This window comes from Agrobacterium sp. 6Ca8, from assembly GCF_055382765.1.
In genome coordinates, this window is record NZ_AP026433.1 from 842,333 (window position 1) to 860,704 (window position 18,372).

Annotated in this window: 17 protein-coding genes and 1 other annotated feature; of the genes, 12 read left to right on the plus strand and 5 right to left on the minus strand. The window is 58.5% G+C overall.

Features of this window, described 5'->3' with window-relative positions:
- Positions 1-217 precede the first annotated feature (217 nt).
- Positions 218-1,672, plus strand: a complete 1,455-nt coding sequence (gene creD / locus ACZ5A6_RS04215) for a cell envelope integrity protein CreD (RefSeq protein ID WP_174061477.1) — start codon at positions 218-220, stop codon at positions 1,670-1,672.
- A gap of 76 nt (positions 1,673-1,748) precedes the next feature.
- Positions 1,749-1,804 (plus strand) — a sequence feature (sul1 is cis-regulatory element that is thought to sense ions involved in sulfur or methionine metabolism; They are found in Alphaproteobacteria).
- Between the two features lie 74 nt (positions 1,805-1,878).
- A complete protein-coding gene (locus ACZ5A6_RS04220; RefSeq protein WP_003512483.1) occupies positions 1,879-3,360 on the plus strand; it encodes a SulP family inorganic anion transporter in 1,482 nt (493 codons plus the stop codon).
- Between the two features lie 43 nt (positions 3,361-3,403).
- Here ACZ5A6_RS04220 and ACZ5A6_RS04225 read toward each other — a convergent pair whose 3' ends face one another.
- On the minus strand, positions 3,404-4,594 hold the full coding sequence (locus tag ACZ5A6_RS04225) for a hypothetical protein (RefSeq protein WP_003512485.1): 1,191 nt from the start codon (positions 4,592-4,594) through the stop codon (positions 3,404-3,406).
- A gap of 230 nt (positions 4,595-4,824) precedes the next feature.
- Between ACZ5A6_RS04225 and parC the strand changes: the two genes are divergently transcribed.
- A complete protein-coding gene (gene parC, locus ACZ5A6_RS04230; RefSeq protein WP_013635880.1) occupies positions 4,825-7,077 on the plus strand; it encodes a DNA topoisomerase IV subunit A in 2,253 nt (750 codons plus the stop codon).
- Positions 7,078-7,130: 53 nt separating this feature from the next.
- Here the strand turns inward: parC and ACZ5A6_RS04235 are convergent, their stop codons facing one another.
- The 4 genes from ACZ5A6_RS04235 to hemB form a co-directional block, all read right to left on the minus strand.
- A complete protein-coding gene (locus tag ACZ5A6_RS04235; protein WP_174061476.1) occupies positions 7,131-7,376 on the minus strand; it encodes an AbrB/MazE/SpoVT family DNA-binding domain-containing protein in 246 nt (81 codons plus the stop codon).
- 57 nt (positions 7,377-7,433) lie between these two features.
- Complete coding sequence (locus ACZ5A6_RS04240; protein ID WP_025593035.1) at positions 7,434-8,195, minus strand: arginyltransferase; 762 nt, start codon at positions 8,193-8,195, stop codon at positions 7,434-7,436.
- Between the two features lie 176 nt (positions 8,196-8,371).
- Positions 8,372-8,830, minus strand: coding sequence for an RDD family protein (locus tag ACZ5A6_RS04245; RefSeq protein WP_003512493.1), 459 nt, complete (start codon positions 8,828-8,830; stop codon positions 8,372-8,374).
- Positions 8,831-8,945: 115 nt separating this feature from the next.
- Positions 8,946-9,959: a porphobilinogen synthase gene (hemB, locus tag ACZ5A6_RS04250; protein WP_003512495.1), complete on the minus strand. Its 1,014-nt coding sequence runs from the start codon at positions 9,957-9,959 to the stop codon at positions 8,946-8,948.
- A 181-nt stretch (positions 9,960-10,140) separates the two neighbouring features.
- Here hemB and ACZ5A6_RS04255 point away from each other — a divergent pair, with 181 nt between their 5' ends.
- The 9 genes from ACZ5A6_RS04255 to ribH all read left to right on the plus strand — a co-directional run bounded on the left by ACZ5A6_RS04255 (position 10,141) and on the right by ribH (position 18,372).
- Positions 10,141-10,578: a DUF6163 family protein gene (locus tag ACZ5A6_RS04255; protein WP_174061475.1), complete on the plus strand. Its 438-nt coding sequence runs from the start codon at positions 10,141-10,143 to the stop codon at positions 10,576-10,578.
- Between the two features lie 234 nt (positions 10,579-10,812).
- The gene (ldtR, locus tag ACZ5A6_RS04260; protein WP_025593036.1) at positions 10,813-11,322 is read left to right on the plus strand and encodes a transcriptional regulator LdtR; all 510 of its coding nucleotides are present in this window, start codon (positions 10,813-10,815) and stop codon (positions 11,320-11,322) included.
- Between the two features lie 375 nt (positions 11,323-11,697).
- A complete protein-coding gene (locus ACZ5A6_RS04265) occupies positions 11,698-13,029 on the plus strand; it encodes a L,D-transpeptidase family protein (RefSeq protein ID WP_003512501.1) in 1,332 nt (443 codons plus the stop codon).
- Positions 13,030-13,241: 212 nt separating this feature from the next.
- A complete protein-coding gene (gene glyA, locus ACZ5A6_RS04270; protein ID WP_003512506.1) occupies positions 13,242-14,531 on the plus strand; it encodes a serine hydroxymethyltransferase in 1,290 nt (429 codons plus the stop codon).
- Between the two features lie 12 nt (positions 14,532-14,543).
- Positions 14,544-15,023 (plus strand): transcriptional regulator NrdR, encoded by a 480-nt coding sequence (gene nrdR, locus ACZ5A6_RS04275; RefSeq protein WP_003512508.1) that lies wholly within the window; start codon positions 14,544-14,546, stop codon positions 15,021-15,023.
- 2 nt (positions 15,024-15,025) lie between these two features.
- Entirely contained in the window at positions 15,026-16,255 is a 1,230-nt protein-coding gene (ribD, locus tag ACZ5A6_RS04280; RefSeq protein ID WP_003512510.1) for a bifunctional diaminohydroxyphosphoribosylaminopyrimidine deaminase/5-amino-6-(5-phosphoribosylamino)uracil reductase RibD, read from the plus strand.
- Complete coding sequence (locus ACZ5A6_RS04285; protein ID WP_003512512.1) at positions 16,255-16,866, plus strand: riboflavin synthase; 612 nt, start codon at positions 16,255-16,257, stop codon at positions 16,864-16,866. The genes ribD and ACZ5A6_RS04285 overlap by 1 nt, the downstream gene beginning before the upstream one ends.
- 262 nt (positions 16,867-17,128) lie before the next feature.
- A complete protein-coding gene (locus ACZ5A6_RS04290; protein WP_065658050.1) occupies positions 17,129-17,761 on the plus strand; it encodes a LysE family translocator in 633 nt (210 codons plus the stop codon).
- A gap of 164 nt (positions 17,762-17,925) precedes the next feature.
- Complete coding sequence (gene ribH / locus ACZ5A6_RS04295; protein WP_025593086.1) at positions 17,926-18,372, plus strand: 6,7-dimethyl-8-ribityllumazine synthase; 447 nt, start codon at positions 17,926-17,928, stop codon at positions 18,370-18,372.

Sequence of the window (18,372 nt, forward strand, 5' to 3'; positions counted from 1 at the left end):
GACGCTGGCCCTTTCTGTTTCTGCAACGAACGTGGGAAAGTCACAATTTTACCGCGAGTTTAACGGAATTCCGAACGTAATCAGCCGGAATCCGATCCCAGTATAGTTTTGCGCTCATTTTGGGGACGCAAAGACTATCGGGGATTTTAAACTTGGGACAGCGCCGGCCGAACTTCGCTTGGGGTTGCGGCGCGATCATATTTATAAGGATTTCAGAATGGCACATGAATCGGAAAAAGACCTCGCCCCGGCCGGTGGGCAGATGCCGCCAGCCCCGCCTCGCAACGGCTTCGCCGTCAGCCTGCGCTCACCGGGCGCCAAGTTTCTGATGATCGGTTTCATATCGATGGTTCTGCTCGCACCGCTGCTTCTCGTCTGGGCGCTGACGGAAGAGCGCGCCTCTCGGGCCGAGGATGTTTCGGGCCGTATCGCCAGCGGCTGGGGTGGCGATCAGGTGGTGAACGGCCCTTATCTCGCCGTGCCTTTCGACGTGGAAAGACGCCGCGAGGTGAACGGCCAGAGCATCGTCGATCGCACGACCGAATGGGCGCTGGTCATGCCGGAAACGCTTGATGTCACGGCCGATCTGAAGACCGAGGAGAAGCGGCTGTCGATCTACAGCCTGCCGGTCTATAATGGCGACCTTGTCCTCAAAGGCCGGTTCGGTGCCGGCATCCTTCAGGATCTCGCCCGCTTCTCCGGCACGCCCCGCCTCGACAGCGCCATTCTCGTTCTCAGCATACAGGATATGACCGGCATTCGCTCGAGCGCCGGTGTCAGGATCGATGGCGGTTCCGTATTGCCGTTCGATCCCGGCATGCGTGATATCTCTGTCATAGCGCCCCGCACGGGTGCGCAGGACATGTCCATCAGGTCCGATGCCGGCGTGCACAGATCGATCGAAAGAGGCCTTGTCGAGAAAGGCTTCGATTTCGATATAGCCTTCTCCCTGAATGGTTCCGGCAGCTTTGCCGTCGCGCCCGCCGGCCAGACCACCAGTTTGGCGGCCAAGGCCAACTGGCCGCATCCCGGCTTTGAAGGCCTGTTCCTGCCGGAGGAAAAGACCGTCACAGCCTCGGATTTCACGGCCAACTGGACAGTCCCCTATCTCGCAAGGGGCATAGACCGCGTGGTCGAGAGTTCGCGCCTGCCGCTGACCGACAGCCTGATGAGGATCAACCTCGTCGAGCCCGTGAAATTCTACCAGATCATCGCCCGGACACTCAAATATTCGATAGGCTTCATCTCTCTGGTGTTCCTGGCCGTCTTCATCGTCGAACTGAGGGGCGGCAGCAGCGTGCACTGGATTCAGTACGTGCTGACGGGGCTGGCGCTGATCGTTTTCTACGTGCTGCTGCTCGCACTTGCGGAACATACGGGCTTCACCATCGCCTATGCTGCGGCGTCGCTTCTGACAGCGCTCCTGATCTCCTCCTATCTCGGAAGCGCAACCGATAGCCGTCAGAACGGGATAGCCCTGTTCACGGTTCTGGCGGTGGCTTATGGGGTCATGTATCTGGTTCTGAATGAGGATGAATATGCGCTGCTGGCCGGCGCGTTGATATCTTTCATCGCCATTGCTGCCACCATGTTCGCAACCCGCAGGGTCGACTGGTCGGGAACCGGCCCAACCCAGCACAACACCAATATTGGTCGCAGCGAAGCCTCGTAAGGCGCATCGCCAGCATCGAAAGGCGGGCAGACAACTTGCTGCCCGCTTTTTTGCCGTCTATAGGTGGAGCATTCACCACGGACCCGGTGAAATTCCGGGTGGCTCTTCTGGCCGCCGATCCGCCAGACAACGCAAAGCACCGACATTCTTTTTCAATCTACCGGACATGCTTCCGGCCGGTGCGTCATACTTTGCGAAAAAATCAAATGAACAGATTTCAGACTTACAGACGTGAGTGGTTTTCCAATATTCGCGGCGATGTGCTTTCCGGCATCGTCGTCGCACTCGCGCTCATTCCCGAAGCAATCGGCTTTTCCGTCATCGCCGGCGTCGATCCGAAGGTGGGGTTGTTCGCTTCTTTCGCCATTGCCTGCGTCTGCGCCTTCACCGGTGGCCGTCCGGGCATGATTTCCGCGGCAACCGCCGCCACAGCCGTCCTGATGGTGACGCTGGTGAAGGAACACGGCCTACAATATCTCTTTGCTGCGACCATCCTCATGGGTGTGCTGCAGATCGCTGCGGGCTTTGCAAGGCTCGGGCGGGTGATGCGCTTCGTCTCTCGCTCAGTCATGACCGGCTTCGTCAATGCGCTGGCGATCCTGATCTTCATGGCGCAATTGCCCGAGCTGATAGGCGTGCCTGTCGCAACCTACGTCATGATCGCGGCTGGTCTTGCGATCATCTATCTCTTCCCGCTGGTCACGAAAATCATCCCGTCGCCGCTGGTCGCCATCGTCGTTTTGACCTGCGTAGCGGTGTTTTTCGGCATGGATATCCGCACCGTCGGCAATCTCGGCGAGCTGCCCTCGACGCTGCCGGTCTTCGCCCTGCCACAGGTGCCGCTGACTTTCGAAACGCTGCAGATCATCTTTCCCTATTCCGCAGCGCTGGCTGCCGTCGGTCTCCTGGAATCCCTGCTGACGGCACAGATCGTCGACGACATGACAGATACCGGCAGCAACAAGAGCCGGGAATGCATCGGGCAGGGGACAGGCAACATCGCCTCCGCGCTGATCGGCGGCATGGGCGGCTGCGCCATGATCGGCCAGTCGGTCATCAACGTCAGATCCGGCGGCAGGGGCAGGCTCTCCACCTTTGTGGCGGGCGCCTTCCTGCTGTTCCTCATTCTGGTGCTGGATGATCTTGTCCGCATCATTCCAATGGCCGCTCTTGTGGCTGTCATGATCATGGTTTCGATCGGCACCTTCTCGTGGCGTTCGATTCTCGATCTCAGCCGCAATCCACCGTCTTCCAGCATCGTCATGCTGGTAACGGTCGGGACCGTGCTGGCGACCCATGATCTCGCAAAAGGCGTGCTCGCAGGCGTGCTTCTCTCCGGCGTGTTTTTCGCGGGGAAGGTTTCAAAACTCTTCCACGTTCGTCCAGAGCTTGTCGCGGATGGTCGGCACCGCATCTACCGCGTCGATGGGCAGATTTTCTTCGCCTCGACGGAAAGCTTCATTGCCGCCTTCGATTTTGCCGAAGACGTGGAAACGGTCACCATCGACGTCACACAAGCGCATCTGTGGGATATCTCGGCTGTCGGTGCACTGGACAAGGTCGTGCTGAAATTCCGCAAGACCGGCAAGACGGTCGAGGTAATCGGCGTCAACGAAGCGAGCGCCCATATGATCGACCGTTTCGCCCTGCACGACAAGCAGGATGGAGCGACAGCCCCACTCCACTGACCAGAAGTAAAAAGCCCCGGCGTAACCGGGGCTTTTTGTTGTGCTATTCGTTTGCCGTCACCGTGACGCCGAGCATTGTCGGCAGGGTGTTCGGCGCGCCCATGGCGGCGCCCATGATCATCGGGAAGGGAACCGGCTTTTCCGGTTCGGCCGAGATGGAGAAGCTCTTCGGATTGTCGATATAGGCGTTGATCGCAGCCGACACCATGTTCTGCAATTCCGGAACGTTGAGCGAAGCCATCATGATGGGCGCCATGCCCTTGATGGTCTGGGAAAGCTGATCGCTGGTCATACCCTGCTGGCTTGCAGCGTAGTCGATGGCGCGCTTGGTGATGCTGGCATCTTCGAAGCTGATTTCGGCATTAACGAAGGAAAGCTGCTGCATCAGGCCGAGCATGGCAAGGCCCGCTGCCTGTTCCGCCTGTTCCTTGTTCGGATTTGCAGCCTGCGCCTTCACCGTCTCCTGCATCGATTTGATGAAGGCGAGTGTGTAACCGGAGAAACCGAACGACATGTTGAGACGGCCGACCTTGTCGAGGTCGATGGCATATTCCTCGACGTCTACGGTGCCGGAGGCGACTTCCCAGCTTCCGCTCATGGTCATGTTGCCGGAAAGGGCCTGCAGATTGAGCTTTTCAATTGCGTCCTTCGTGGCCGGATCGTTGACTTCGCTGAGATCGGCTTTGAAGCCGGATGCGTCGAGATCGAAGCCGATCGAGGCCTTGTCGTCGCTGACAGACATCGTTGCGCTGCTTTCCTCGAGCGAGAAAGCCTGCTTGCCATCGATGGAAACGGAAATCGGACCGCTATGCGCCTCGTCGTAGAACATCAGCGCATCAATCGTGCCCGTCGTCGCATCGGCAGGGATGGTGAGACCCGACATGTAGATGTCGTTAGCCTTGATCTCCACGTTTTCCTGCTTGTAATCGACATTGTCGAAACGCGCGTTCTTGATCTTGTAGCCGCCGTTGTTTTCCTCGACGCCTTCAAGGGTGACGTTGCCGACCGGAATTTTTTTGGCCGGATCGGCAGCCGCATTGAAGGTCACGCCATTCAGCGTCACCGTGTCGCCGTTGACGGCGACGGATCCGGCGGCGATTTCACCGCCCTGCGCGGCGTAGGCGGCGTTGATCTTTTTCAGAACGTCGTTGCCATCCAGTGCGAATGCCGGTGCGGAAAGCGCGAGAAGCGCGGCACTTGCGAAAAGAATCTGCCGGGTGGATTTCAGTCTCATAGTGTTTCTTCCCTCAATGTGCGGATGTGCACCGTGTTCTAAATGTGAATGGTGACATTTATATTCGCGATTATTCAAAGGTCTACAGGATTTAGATCGATTCGTATGACGGCGGCATTGCGGCATTCGCAACGCAGTTAATAAAAATCCTCACAAAAGGCGTCGTTTCGTCCACAGCCGAGACCCCCGAATTCCTTGCCGGGAATCGGCATTTCCGCTAGTCAAGCACCATGGGAAAAAATCTTGTACCTCCGTCAGGCGGAGACGATAACATTCATCCGGTCGATTTGAAGGCGGCGCTTGAAGAGCGCTACCTCGCTTACGCCTTGTCCACGATCATGCATCGTGCGCTGCCGGATGTGCGCGATGGACTGAAGCCGGTTCACCGCCGCATCATCCACGCCATGAGCGAAATGGGCATCCGCCCCAACTCGGCTTTCAAGAAATGCGCCCGTATCGTCGGTGACGTTATCGGTAAGTTCCATCCGCATGGCGACCAGTCGGTCTACGATGCGCTGGTCCGTCTCGCGCAGGATTTCTCGCAGCGTTATCCGATCGTGGACGGGCAGGGCAATTTTGGCAATATCGATGGCGACGGCGCCGCCGCCTATCGTTATACCGAAGCACGCATGACCGATGTGGCAGCGCTGCTGCTCGAAGGCATCGGCGAGGACGCGGTTGACTTCCGCGCTACTTATAATGAGGAAGATGAGGAGCCGGTCGTCCTCCCGGGCGCGTTCCCCAATCTGCTTGCCAACGGTGCCTCCGGCATTGCCGTCGGCATGGCGACGTCCATCCCGCCGCACAACGCCCATGAACTGTGCGACGCAGCTCTGCATCTCATCAAGCATCCGGATGCGACGGTTGAAAAGCTGGTGGAATTCATTCCCGGCCCCGACCTGCCGACCGGCGGCGTGATCATCGAAAGCCGCGAGAACATTCTCGAAGCCTATAAGACCGGGCGCGGTGGTTTCCGCGTGCGCGCCAAATGGGAAACGGAAGACCTCGGACGTGGCGGCTATCAGATCGTCATCACCGAAATCCCGTTCCAGGTGCAGAAATCGCGGCTGATCGAAAAGATCGCCGAGCTGCTGCTCGCCCGCAAACTGCCGCTGCTTGAGGATGTCCGCGACGAATCGGCCGAAGACGTGCGTATCGTGCTGGTTCCGAAAAACCGCACTGTCGACGCGACGCTGCTGATGGAATCGCTGTTCCGTCTGTCCGACCTTGAAAGCCGCCTGCCGCTCAACATGAACGTACTGTCGCTTGGCAGGGTGCCGAAGGTCATGGCGCTGAACGAGGTGCTGAGCGAATGGCTGGCACACCGCAAGGACGTGCTGGTCCGCCGTTCCCGCCATCGTCTTGCGGCCATCGATCGCAGGCTCGAGATTCTGGGCGGCCTGCTGGTCGCCTATCTCAATCTCGATGAGGTGATCCGTATCATCCGCGAGGAGGACGAACCGAAACAGGTGATGATGGCCAAGTGGTCGCTCACCGATAATCAGGCCGAAGCCATCCTTAACATGCGTCTGCGCAATCTGCGCAAGCTTGAGGAATTCGAAATCCGCAAGGAGTTCGACGAACTCAGCAGCGAGAAGGCTGAAATCGAGGGTCTGCTCGCCTCCGATGAAAAGCAATGGCAGACCGTCGCCTGGGAAATCGGCGAGGTCAAAAAGAAATATGCCAAGGCAACCGAGATCGGCCGTCGCCGCACGCAGTTTGCGGATGCGCCGGATGCCGACATCGAGGCCATCCAGCAGGCGATGATCGAAAAGGAACCGGTCACCATCGTCATCTCGCAGAAGGGGTGGATCAGGGCGCTGAAGGGGCATATGTCCGATACGTCGGCTCTCACCTTCAAGGAGGGCGATGGCCCGAAGCTCGCCTTCCCGGCGCAGACGACCGACAAGTTGCTGCTGTTGACCACCGGCGGCAAGGCCTACACGCTCGGCGCAGACAAGCTGCCGGGCGGTCGCGGCCATGGCGAGCCGATCCGCATCATGGTCGATATGGAGAACGATCAGGACATCCTGACGGCCTTCGTTCACGATCCGTCGCGCAAGCTTCTGCTCGTCTCGACTGGCGGCAACGGCTTCATCGTGGCCGAAAGCGAAATGGTCGCAAATACCCGCAAGGGCAAGCAGATCATGAATGTCGCCATGCCTGACGAAGCCAAGCTCGCCGTACCTGTTACGGGCGACCATGTCGCCGTCGTTGGCGAAAACCGCAAGCTTCTGGCCTTCCCGCTGTCGCAGGTGCCGGAAATGTCACGCGGCAAGGGCGTGCGCCTGCAACGCTACAAGGACGGCGGCGTGGTTGATGTGAAATGTTTCGCGCTCGCAGACGGCTTGAGCTGGTCCGACACGGCCGGGCGCCTCTTCACCAAGGTCGGTGAGGAATTGCGCGAATGGCTGGCAGACCGCGCCACCGTTGGCCGCACCGTACCGAAGGGCTTTCCGCGTAGCGGGAAATTTGGCGGGTAACAGCTGAAAGACGTCCCGAGCGATTACTCGGGACGTCTTTGATGGTCGCTGTTTCAGGACTTGGCGAGCGTTCTTAGCGCAACGTGGTATTTGCGCATCGCAATCCGCGCGTGTTCGAGCTGCCGATTAAAATCATCCGTCAGTTCTTCATCAAGACCACCGGCAGCACGCAATTCAAGCATGTTGCCGTATACACTTAGATCAAGAACGTCGCCTGTCTTCCATCCAAGCCGTTCAAGCATATCCTTTGGTATAACAATACCAGCGGCTTCGCCAATCTCGCAAATCGTTGATTTCATTTGAAGTACTCCAAAGTTTAAATGGAGTTTAGCATACGGTTTTGACTGTTTGGCGAACTATTCTTCTACCGTAGGCTTATAAACCTCCCACCCGCGCGGTGTCAGATGCTCCTGCGGGTGGTAGCGCGTCTTGTAGCCCATCTTTTCAGAACCATCGACCCAGTAGCCAAGATAGACGTGCGGCAGGCCGAGCGCGCGTGTGCGGGTGATGTGATCCATGATCATGAAAGTGCCGAGCGAGCGCTTTTCCAGATCGGGGTTGAAGAAGGAATAGACCATCGACAGCCCGTCGCTCATCACATCGCTCAGCGCTACGGCGAGAAGTTCACCTCGTTTGCTGGAATCGATGCCGGAGCCGGGCTCTCGCACACGGTATTCGATGATGCGGGTGTTGACGTGCGTGTCTTCGATCATGATCGCATAGTCGAGCGCCGACATGTCGGACATGCCGCCTGACTGGTGCCGATGGTCGAGATAGCGGCGAAACAGTGAGAACTGTTCGGTGGATGGCTCAGCGGCATGAACGGTAGCGACGACATCCTTGTTGATGGAGAGAACGCGCCGCATCGATTTCGTCGGCTGGAACTGTTCGGCAAGGATGCGCACGGAAACGCAAGCTCGACAGGTTTCGCACGCCGGGCGATAGGCGATGTTCTGTGAACGCCTGAAGCCGCCCTGGGTCAGAAGGTCGTTCATTTCCGACGCACGCGGGCCGACCAGATGCGTGAAAACCTTCCGCTCCATCTGGTTCGGCAAGTAGGGGCAGGTGGCCGGTGCCGTAAGATAGAATTGGGGAGAGGGCGTCGCCTGAGTGTTCATCGAACCGTGATCGCCTCCTGCGTCTGTTGTGAAAGCGCGCCGCGATTTCACGGGGTGCGGCGACACTTCAAGCGACATGCATAATGTCACAGAATGGCAAAATGACGGAAAACGTCAACTGCACCATTCGCTATTTGCTTGATATGGAAGCCACGTTTTCGTGGCTTTCCCTTATATCAGTAGGTTCTGACCATGACGGTGCCGAGCAGGAAGTCATGAACGAGGCGCGAGCGCTCCGTAAACAGGCCTGCAAGCAGGATAAGCGGCGTCAAAACCGAGTTGATGATCCAGAAAAGCGCAATGTGCACGGTGGCCAGAAGGAAATCGATTCGCCGTCCGTCCATGCGCGCCATCGCGATGCCCATCGCCCGCATGCCGGGTGACGCCTGCGACGGGCCGCTGAGCGTTACGCCGAAATAAAGCACCGCCACGATGACGAACAAGGCCGGATAGAGGAAGAAGCCGAGACCCAGCGTAATAACGCCGAGAAAGAAGACGATCACGGCGGCTGGAATGCACAGCAGGAGAACGATCGCGTAGTCGATCAGGAAAGCGAAGATGCGTCGGCTCAGCACGCCGCTATAGGCGCGCCAGTCGTCCGGTGCGACATAGGTAGGGTTCTGGTCGAGGTTCATCGGTCGTTTTCTCCTGAGAAGACATGACAGCTCGAAACGCGCTTTTCGTCAGGCAGCATTCCGTGTCAGCAAACAATATGGGAAGAAAACGACCGAATACAATAAGCGTCGGCTGTCAGCCCTTCGCGAGTTTGCGCGCGGCTTCCACTGCGAAATAGCTCAGAATGCCATCGCAGCCCGCACGCTTGAAACAGAGAAGCGTTTCCATCATCACGCGCTCGCCGTCGATCCAGCCATGCATGGCCGCTGCCTTGATCTGGGTATATTCACCGGACACCTGATAGGCGAATGTGGGTAGCCCGAAATTCTCTTTCAGCCGCCAACAGATGTCGAGATAGGGCAAGCCGGGTTTGACCATCAGCATGTCAGCACCTTCTTCCACGTCGAGCGCTGCGTCGCGGATCGCCTCCATGCCGTTGGCGGGGCTGATGTAATAGCTGTTCTTGTCCCCCTTCAGCAGTCCGGCCGTCGAAATGGCCTCGCGATACGGACCGTAATAGCCGGAGGAGAATTTCGTGGCATAGGCCATGATGCCGACGTTCTGGTGCCCGGCCGCATCCAGGCCGCGGCGGATGGCGCCAATGCGGCCATCCATCATCTCGGACGGAGAAATAATGTCCGAACCGGCATCGGCCTGAAGGATTGCAGCACGAACGACCTGATCCACGGTCTCGTCATTGACGATCTCGTCGCCGCGCAGAATGCCGTCATGCCCATGGCTGGTGAAGGGATCGAGCGCAACATCGGTGATCATGCCGATATTCGGAACCGCTTTTTTGACCGCGATGGTCGCCTGATTGATGAGGTTGTTGGCCTCGAGCGCATTCGAGCCGGTCTCGTCGCGCAAGTCCATCTCGATATTCGGGAAGGTCGCAATCGCCGGAATGCCGAGATCGGCGGCTTCCTTCGCCGCTTCGACCAGCTTGTCGACGCTCATGCGGTTTACGCCGGGCATCGCCGGTATGGGGTCGAGGATATTGCTGCCCGGTACGATGAAGACCGGCCAGATGAGATCATCGACGGTCAGGCGGCTTTCCTGAACCAGACGGCGAGTCCAGTCGGCCTTGCGATTGCGGCGCATGCGGCGATGGCCGGTGATCGCGTCGACCAGATGCGTTTTGTCCTGCATGTAAGAATGTCCTTCGTATCCCACCCAAGTCAGGAAAGCTGCATAACACGAAGCAAGCGCCGTGCGAATGCGACAATGTTTCCCCCTGGACTTCCCCGGTGGGCGAGGGTGCTTTGACAAGGCAAGCCGCCGAATTCAATATGGGCTGGTCGCCCGCCCGTCGAAACCGTATCTTCCGGCCATGGAACCTGATTCTCAACCTATGCCGAAACGTCCGCTGACGGAAATCCTCTTTCTGGTCTTCATGAGGCTGGTCGCGGTTTCCTGTTTCTGGTTCGGCCTGCAATATTGGGCGATGCTGACGGGATATTCTCTCGGCGGGCATGGGCGGTTCGATATGCTTAACCTGCCATGGCGAGTGGCGGGTAGTGCGCTTGCGGTGATTTTCCCGGTCGCGGCGCTCGGTCTCTGGCTCGGCGCCTCCTGGGGGGCAGTCATGTGGGTCTTGGGTGCCGGCACCCAGATCGCCATGTATAAGGTGTGGCCATATATCTTCGGCGCCAACACGCTTGTACCCGTCATGCACGGTCTCGTGGCAACCATTTATATACTATTCCTGGTCGCTTTTTGGCTCGATCAGCGCCAGAATGAAGAGCGCGCAAGAATTGATTTACCATAAGAATAAAGCAATTCAGCCTGGTTTTAGGTCGAATTTTATTGCTAAGATATTGATTTATAACGAATGGCGATAAGCCAGTCCCGCTTCGCCACAAGTTTGGCCCACTTGGGAAAATGCAGGTAAGCATTTGTTAATCGTAGCTTTTAAGTAGAATTTTATGCGCATTGATTAGGTTCTCACTCAAGGCGGGAGACAAACAAACACACCGCCAAACAAAACAGTGAGGCAGTCATGATCAATAGCAAAGCAAAGCCGCAGGCCGTTGTTGCCGACGCACATGAAGATACCATCCGTTCGCTCTACATGGAGTCGCTGCACCTGGTGGAACGTCTCCACCGCCGCCTCCTCGATGTCATCAAGGACGAGTTCGATCGTCAGGGTCGCGATGACGTCAACGCCGTTCAGGCGCTCCTGCTGTTCAACATCGGCAATTCCGAACTGACGGCCGGCGAGCTTCGTTCGCGTGGTTATTACCTCGGATCGAACGTCTCCTACAACGTCAAGAAGCTGGTAGACCTCGGTCTCATCAACCACCAGCGCTCGCGTGTCGACCGCCGCTCGGTCCGCATCAGCCTGACTGAAAAAGGCCAGGAAATCGCAGAAACGGTTGCTCACCTCTACGAGCGCCACGTCGGCTCGATCGAAAAGGTCGGCGGCATCGGCACCGGCGAGTTCTCCGAAATGAACAAGCTGCTGCAGCGCCTCGATCGCTTCTGGAACGATAGCATCGCTTATCGTCTCTAATTCCGCGGCGGTTTCACTGTTAGCGCCGGGGGCATCTGTTTGCCTCCGGCTTGCGGATTCGTGTTCGAGGCGCCGTTCACCTGTGCGTGTCAAGCCCGGTCTACTAGGTGCGTTTTCGCCCTGTTTTGGAGGCATACACAGCTTCGTGAGAAAAGGCCCGTGACACGAATTGGCCATATTGATATGGGACCCGCAAAGGTGAAGGAGCCGGCGGTTTCTCCTGCTGTCGTGGCAAGTCCCGACTGTTCTGCCAGACAATAGCGCCCAGACCATGGGTATTGAGCATTACCGGCCGGCAGACACGTTGTACGTGTTTGTTAATCATATTGATTTAGGCATTGTTGAGAATGCCGAAGAGAGTGGCTGGTAGGTAGAATGACAAAAAAATCCGTTTCCGAATCCGTATCGCGCCGTGCGCTTCTGCGCTCGGCTGTTTCCGTTGGTGTTGCCGCGCTTGCCGCGCCGGCCCTGGCGCAGAATGCGCTCAACGATCTCATGGGCTCGTCGCGCCGCGGCAACTGGGATGACCAGTTCGACGCGAATTCGTCGCGTTCCGCCGTTGGCGTCGTTTCCAACAACCCGGTTCTCGGACGGGAAGCGCCTGTCTACATGCAGCAGGCGATCATGCAATATCAGCAGATCGTGCAGAATGGCGGCTGGCCGGACGTACCCGTCACCCAGCAGCGTCTCCAGATCGGCGTTTCCGATCCTTCCGTTCAGGCGCTTCGCCAGCGATTGATGGTCTCCGGCGACCTGCCGCGCGAAGCTGGCATTTCCAGCGCCTTCGACTCTTACGTCGATGGTGCGTTGAAGCGCTTCCAGGCCCGCCACGGCCTTCCCGCCGATGGTGTCAGCGGCGAATACACGACCAAGGCGCTCAATGTTTCGGCCCAGATCCGTCTGGCGCAGTTGCAGACCAACCTCGTGCGCATTCAGTCCATGTCCGGCGATCTCGGCCAGCGTCACCTGATGGTGAACATTCCGGCCGCTGCCATCGAAGCGGTTGAGAATGAGCGCGTCGTCCTGCGCAACACCGCCGTCGTCGGTCGCGCCAGCCGCCCGACGCACGTCATCAATTCCAAGATTTACGAAGTCATCCTCAACCCTTACTGGACAGCGCCGCGCTCGATCGTCGAAAAGGACATCGTGCCGCTGATGCAGAAGGACCCGACCTATCTGGAGCGGAACAACATCCGCCTCATCGACGGCAAGGGACAGGAAGTTTCGCCGACGGCGGTCGACTGGTTTGCGCCAAAGGCACCGAACCTGATGTTCCGCCAGGACCCCGGCAAGATCAACGCCATGTCCTCGACGAAGATCAACTTCCACAATCCGAACAACGAATATATGCACGACACGCCGCAGCAGGGTCTGTTCAACAAGCTGATGCGGTTCGAATCGTCCGGCTGCGTGCGCGTACAGAACGTGCGCGACCTCACAAGCTGGCTGCTGCGCGACACGCCCGGCTGGTCGCGTCAGGAAATGGAACGCGTCATCGCCACCCGCGTCAACACACCGATCAAGCTGGCGCAGGAAGTGCCTGTCTATTTCGTCTACATCACCGCATGGTCGGCGAAGGACGGCGTGGTGCAGTTCCGCGACGACATCTATGAAAAGGACGGCAACGCCGAACTGGCGCTCAACACCACCACCGGCATCGAACAGCCGGCTGGACCTGTCGACGACGACCTGTTGCCGCGCAACTGATCCGGCGCTGCCATCAGGTTTTTATATTTAAGTGAAAGGCCGCACCCCGTCGGGTGCGGCTTTTTTTTCATTTTCGCTGCTGGTTTTGAAAAAACAGCTGCCGTTTTTTGTCGCAACGTCGCAGTTTGACGGGCAAATCTCGCTGCCCGTATTGCTCTTGTTCGGGCAGGGCGCTAAGACGCCATCGCATTACTGTTTCAGGAGCCTTCACCATGTCGAACACAGATGCTTTCTTCTCCCGTCCGCTTGCCGAAGTCGATCCGGATATTTTCGGCGCGATCGAGAAGGAACTGGGTCGCCAGCGCCACGAGATCGAACTGATCGCCTCGGAAAACATCGTTTCCCGCGCTGTGCTTGAAGCGCAGGGTTCGATCATGACCAACAAATATGCCGAAGGTTATCCGGGCAAGCGTTATTACGGCGGCTGCCAGTTCGTAGACATTGCTGAAGAGCTTGCCATCGAGCGCGCCAAGAAGCTGTTCGGCGTCAACTTCGCCAACGTCCAGCCAAATTCCGGTTCGCAGATGAACCAGGCCGTGTTCCTCGCGCTGCTCCAGCCGGGCGACACCTTCATGGGTCTCGACCTGAACTCCGGAGGCCATCTGACGCACGGTTCGCCGGTCAACATGTCCGGCAAGTGGTTCAACGTCGTGTCTTACGGCGTGCGCGAAGGCGACAACCTGCTCGACATGGACGAGGTGGAGCGCAAGGCCAAGGAAACCCGGCCGAAGCTCATCCTTGCCGGCGGCACCGCCTATTCCCGTATCTGGGACTGGAAGCGCTTCCGCGAGATCGCCGATGAAGTCGGCGCCTATCTGATGGTCGATATGGCCCACATCGCTGGTCTCGTCGCCGGTGGCCAGCATCCGTCGCCGTTCCCGCATTGCCACGTTGCCACCACGACAACGCACAAGTCGTTGCGCGGCCCGCGTGGCGGCATGATCCTCACCAATGACGAGGATCTGGCCAAGAAGTTCAACTCCGCCGTTTTCCCCGGCCTGCAGGGCGGCCCGCTGATGCACGTCATCGCCGCAAAGGCAGTTGCCTTCGGTGAAGCTTTGCAGCCGGAATTCAAGGATTACGCCGCACAGGTCGTCAAGAACGCCAAGGCGCTTGCCGAAACGCTGATCGAAGGTGGTCTTGATGTCGTCTCCGGCGGCACCGACAACCACCTGATGCTGGTTGACCTTCGCAAGAAGAACGCCACCGGCAAGCGTGCTGAAGCAGCTCTCGGTCGCGCCTACGTCACCTGCAACAAGAACGGCATTCCTTTCGATCCGGAAAAGCCTTTCGTCACCTCGGGTGTGCGTCTCGGCACGCCGGCCGGCACGACGCGCGGTTTCAAGGAAGCGGAATTCCGCGAAATCGGCAAGCTGATCGTCGAGGTGCTGGATGGTCTGAAGGTCGCCAACTCGGATGAGGGCAACGCTGCTGTTGAAGCTGCGGTGCGCGAAAAGGTCGTCGGCCTGACTGACCGTTTCCCGATGTATCCGTACATGTAAGGACGTAAAGAGATGCGCTGCCCATTTTGCGGTTCCGAAGACACACAGGTCAAGGACTCGCGTCCGGCGGAGGATAACACCTCCATCCGCCGGCGGCGCATCTGCCCCGATTGCGGCGGCCGCTTCACGACCTATGAGCGCGTGCAACTGCGCGAGCTGATGGTCATCAAGAAAAGCGGCCGCAAGCTGCCCTTCGACCGGGAAAAGCTGGTGCGATCCTTCGAGATCGCGTTACGCAAACGCCCGGTTGACCGGGACCGGATCGAGCGGGCCGTATCCGGCATCGCCCGCCGTCTGGAAAGTTCCGGCGAGACGGAAATCCCCTCGGAAGAAATCGGCCTCCAGGTGCTTGAAGCGCTGAAGAGCCTCGATGACGTGGCGTTCGTGCGTTACGCCTCGGTCTATCGCGATTTCAGCCATGCCGAGGATTTCGAGAACGTGATTGCCGAAATCAACGCCAAGATCGCCCGAGATACAGACGCCGGAGCATAGACGTGACGAGCCGCGCCGATGACGAAAAATTCATGGCCCGGGCAATCGAGGTTTCCCTGCGCCATCAGGGTCAAACCCAGACCAATCCCTCCGTCGGTTGCGTTCTCGTAAAGGACGGAAAAATCATCGCCGAAGCGGTGACCGCCATTGGCGGCCGCCCCCATGCTGAACGCCAGGCGCTGGAAATCGCCGGAGAAGCAGCGCGCGGCGCAACAGCCTATGTCACCCTCGAACCCTGCTCGCACTGGGGCAAGACGCCGCCCTGCGCCAATGCGCTGGTCGAATACGGCGTCGCCCGTGTCGTTGTGGCGGTTGACGACCCGGACGAGCGTGTTTCCGGTCGCGGTTACTCCATCCTGCGGGAGGCGGGCATTGTCGTGGAAACAGGCCTGCTGCGCGAACAAGGCAAGAGAGCGCTTGCGGGTTACCTCACACGCCAGCTGAAAAAACGCCCGCATGTGATTCTGAAGCTTGCCATTTCTGCCGATGGCATGATCGGCAGACAAGGGGAGGGGCAGGTAGCGATCACCGGTCCGCAGGCCAGGCACGCCGTGCATGAACTGAGAGCGCGCTGCGATTGCATCCTCGTGGGCATCCGTACCGCGATAGCGGACGATCCGGAACTGACCGTTCGAATTGCAGGTCTCGAAGATCGTTCTCCGGTCCGAATCGTGCTTGATCGCAAGTTTGAACTACCGTTGACGTCTAAGCTGGTGGGGAGTGCACGCGAGGTGCCGGTAATCGTCGCGGCGTTATCCCCCTCTGCACTGCCGGGTATCTTGCCTTCAAGGGGGGAGATCGGCAAGCAACCGCCCGCTCGCTCAAATTTTGACCCCCGGTCTCTAAAAGTCGATGTATGGCAAGACAGTGCCCCATCTGTCTCCTCCCTTGAGGTGCCCGGCAGGGCAGAGGGGGGTAGCCACGACCGCCGCCAACAACTGATCGACGCAGGCGTCGAAATCCTTGAAGCACCAACCCTCGAGAACCTCCTTCACATTCTCGCTGAACGCGGCATGTCGGAACTTCTGGTCGAAGGCGGCGCTTTTGCCGCAAAATCGTTCCTTGAAGCCGATCTCGTGGACCGTATCATGCTGTTTGAAAGCCCGGTCGTGGTTGGTGAAGGCGGGATTGAAACGCCGCTCAGCCGTGCCGATATTCCGGGCGATTATGTTTTGGTCAGCGAAACCGCCTACGGGCCGGATCGCTGCTTCGATTATGAAAGGCCGCTTTGATGTTTACCGGAATTGTCACCGATGTTGGAACCGTGTCCGAGCTTGAAGCTCTGGCGGAAGGCATTCGTCTGCGGGTGGCGACCAATTACGATCCCAAGACCATCGATATGGGCGCATCGATCTCCCATGGCGGCGTCTGCCTGACGGTGACCAAACTGCCCGAAGATGGCAGCAACGAGCGCTGGTACGAGGTCGAGGCCTGGGAAGAGGCATTGCGCCTGACGACGATTGCGGGCTGGCAGAAGGGCACGCACGTCAATCTGGAGCGCGCTCTGAAGATTGGCGACGAGCTTGGCGGTCATATCGTTTCCGGCCATGTCGATGGCAAGGCGGAGATTCTGTCTGTCGAGCCGGAAGGTGAGGCGGTCCGTATCCGCCTGCGCGCGCCCGACCATCTGGCGAAATTCGTGGCGCCCAAGGGTTCCATTGCACTCGATGGCACTTCTCTGACCGTCAATGCGGTCGACGGAACCGATTTCGACGTGCTCCTGATCCGCCATACGCTCACAGTCACCACATGGGGTGAGCGCCAACCGGGTGATTTCGTCAATTTCGAAGTCGACACCATGGCGCGATATGCCGCAAGGCTTGCGGAGTTTCCCTCGGCGTAACACCGTTCGGCATCTATTGTGCTGAAATACACTCCCGGCCTTGAGCCGGTATCCAGCCAGCCCAAATCCTTGGGCTGAAAAGACTCTTGCCGTCGCGCAGACGCGCGTTGACTGGATTACCTCTCAAGGCCAGAATGCCGGATAGACTTTACAGCCCTCCGCCATCGCGACAGATCAGTTGTTGTCCCGCACTCCGCTTTCGATTGACGCGCAAACACTATAAAGACTTCTTTAGGCCCAAACGGGGTAGGGGGATTACGACATGCCGTCTTTCGAACTGCTGACAGCCTTTTTCATCACCACCGCCCTGTTTGCCTATATTCCCGGCCCGGCCATGCTTTATGCGGCGGCGCAGACCATGGCGCGCGGCCGGTTTGCCGGGCTGATGGCGGTACTTGGCATCCATGTCGGCTGCTATTTCCATATCGTCGCCTCTGCGGCGGGGCTTTCGGTGCTGTTCCAGGCGGTGCCGTGGCTTTATCTGGCCGTGAAGCTGTGTGGCGCGCTGTATCTCATCTGGCTCGGCTTCTCGATGCTGCGCAGCAAGCTTGAAGGTGAGGCCGTCAATCTGACCATCGAACCGAAATCGGCAAGGCGTGCCTTCATCGACAGCATCATCGTCGACGTGCTCAATCCGAAGACGGCGCTGTTCTTTCTGGCGTTTCTGCCGCAATTCGTTGATCCGGCGGCGGCCTTTCCGATCTGGCTGCAATTGCTGATCCTCGGTATTGCCGTCAATTTCATTTTTTCCTCCGCCGATCTGGTTGGCGTGCTTCTGGCGGGCGCGATGGTCGGGCGGCTCAAGCGCTCCAGCAGGGTGCAGGTGCTTGCCCGTCGCACTGCGGGAACGGTGCTGATGGGGCTTGGCGTGCATCTGGCTTTCCAGAAAACCTGATTTTCGTAAGCCGCGCCGGATAAGGCGAAAACCTGCGCAATTGTCTGGTAAACGGGGCCTCTTGCGCGGGTGACACATGAAATTACTTGCCAAAAACGGCCAGCCGTGGTTTGACCGCCGCAAAAGCAGGTATGATCCGGCCCGAACCTTTTCAGGAAAATCCCATGTCCAAACCCCATCTTCTTATCGTGGAAGCACGCTTTTACGACGATATGGCAGACGCTCTTCTCGAAGGCGCGAAGTTCGCGCTGGATGAGGCTGGCGCAACCTATGACGTCATCACCGTTCCCGGCGCGCTCGAAATCCCCGCTGCCATTGCCATGGCGCTGGATGGCGGCGACAACGAAGGCACGGAATATGATGGTTTCGTAGCGCTCGGCATGGTCATTCGTGGCGAGACCTACCACTTCGACATTGTTTCCAACGAATCCTCCCGCGCCCTGATGGATCTCGCCGTCAGCGAATCGCTGGCCATCGGCAACGGCATCCTCACCGTCGAAAACGACGATCAGGCATGGGCACGTGTTCGCCGTTCTGACAAGGATAAGGGCGGTTTTGCGGCCCGCGCGGCGCTGACGATGATCGAGCTCAAGAAAAAACTGGGTGGCTGA

Coding starts and splice junctions, on each gene's coding strand:
- ribH (WP_025593086.1), top strand. CDS start 17,926: ATGTCCAAACCCCATCTTCTTATCGTGGAAGCACGCTTTTACGACGAT.
- ACZ5A6_RS04255 (WP_174061475.1), top strand. CDS start 10,141: ATGGAACCTGATTCTCAACCTATGCCGAAACGTCCGCTGACGGAAATC.
- ACZ5A6_RS04245 (WP_003512493.1), bottom strand. CDS start 8,830: ATGAACCTCGACCAGAACCCTACCTATGTCGCACCGGACGACTGGCGC.
- ACZ5A6_RS04225 (WP_003512485.1), bottom strand. CDS start 4,594: ATGAGACTGAAATCCACCCGGCAGATTCTTTTCGCAAGTGCCGCGCTT.
- glyA (WP_003512506.1), top strand. CDS start 13,242: ATGTCGAACACAGATGCTTTCTTCTCCCGTCCGCTTGCCGAAGTCGAT.
- ACZ5A6_RS04220 (WP_003512483.1), top strand. CDS start 1,879: ATGAACAGATTTCAGACTTACAGACGTGAGTGGTTTTCCAATATTCGC.
- ACZ5A6_RS04240 (WP_025593035.1), bottom strand. CDS start 8,195: ATGAACACTCAGGCGACGCCCTCTCCCCAATTCTATCTTACGGCACCG.
- ACZ5A6_RS04265 (WP_003512501.1), top strand. CDS start 11,698: ATGACAAAAAAATCCGTTTCCGAATCCGTATCGCGCCGTGCGCTTCTG.
- nrdR (WP_003512508.1), top strand. CDS start 14,544: ATGCGCTGCCCATTTTGCGGTTCCGAAGACACACAGGTCAAGGACTCG.
- ACZ5A6_RS04285 (WP_003512512.1), top strand. CDS start 16,255: ATGTTTACCGGAATTGTCACCGATGTTGGAACCGTGTCCGAGCTTGAA.
- parC (WP_013635880.1), top strand. CDS start 4,825: ATGGGAAAAAATCTTGTACCTCCGTCAGGCGGAGACGATAACATTCAT.
- ACZ5A6_RS04235 (WP_174061476.1), bottom strand. CDS start 7,376: ATGAAATCAACGATTTGCGAGATTGGCGAAGCCGCTGGTATTGTTATA.
- ACZ5A6_RS04290 (WP_065658050.1), top strand. CDS start 17,129: ATGCCGTCTTTCGAACTGCTGACAGCCTTTTTCATCACCACCGCCCTG.
- creD (WP_174061477.1), top strand. CDS start 218: ATGGCACATGAATCGGAAAAAGACCTCGCCCCGGCCGGTGGGCAGATG.
- hemB (WP_003512495.1), bottom strand. CDS start 9,959: ATGCAGGACAAAACGCATCTGGTCGACGCGATCACCGGCCATCGCCGC.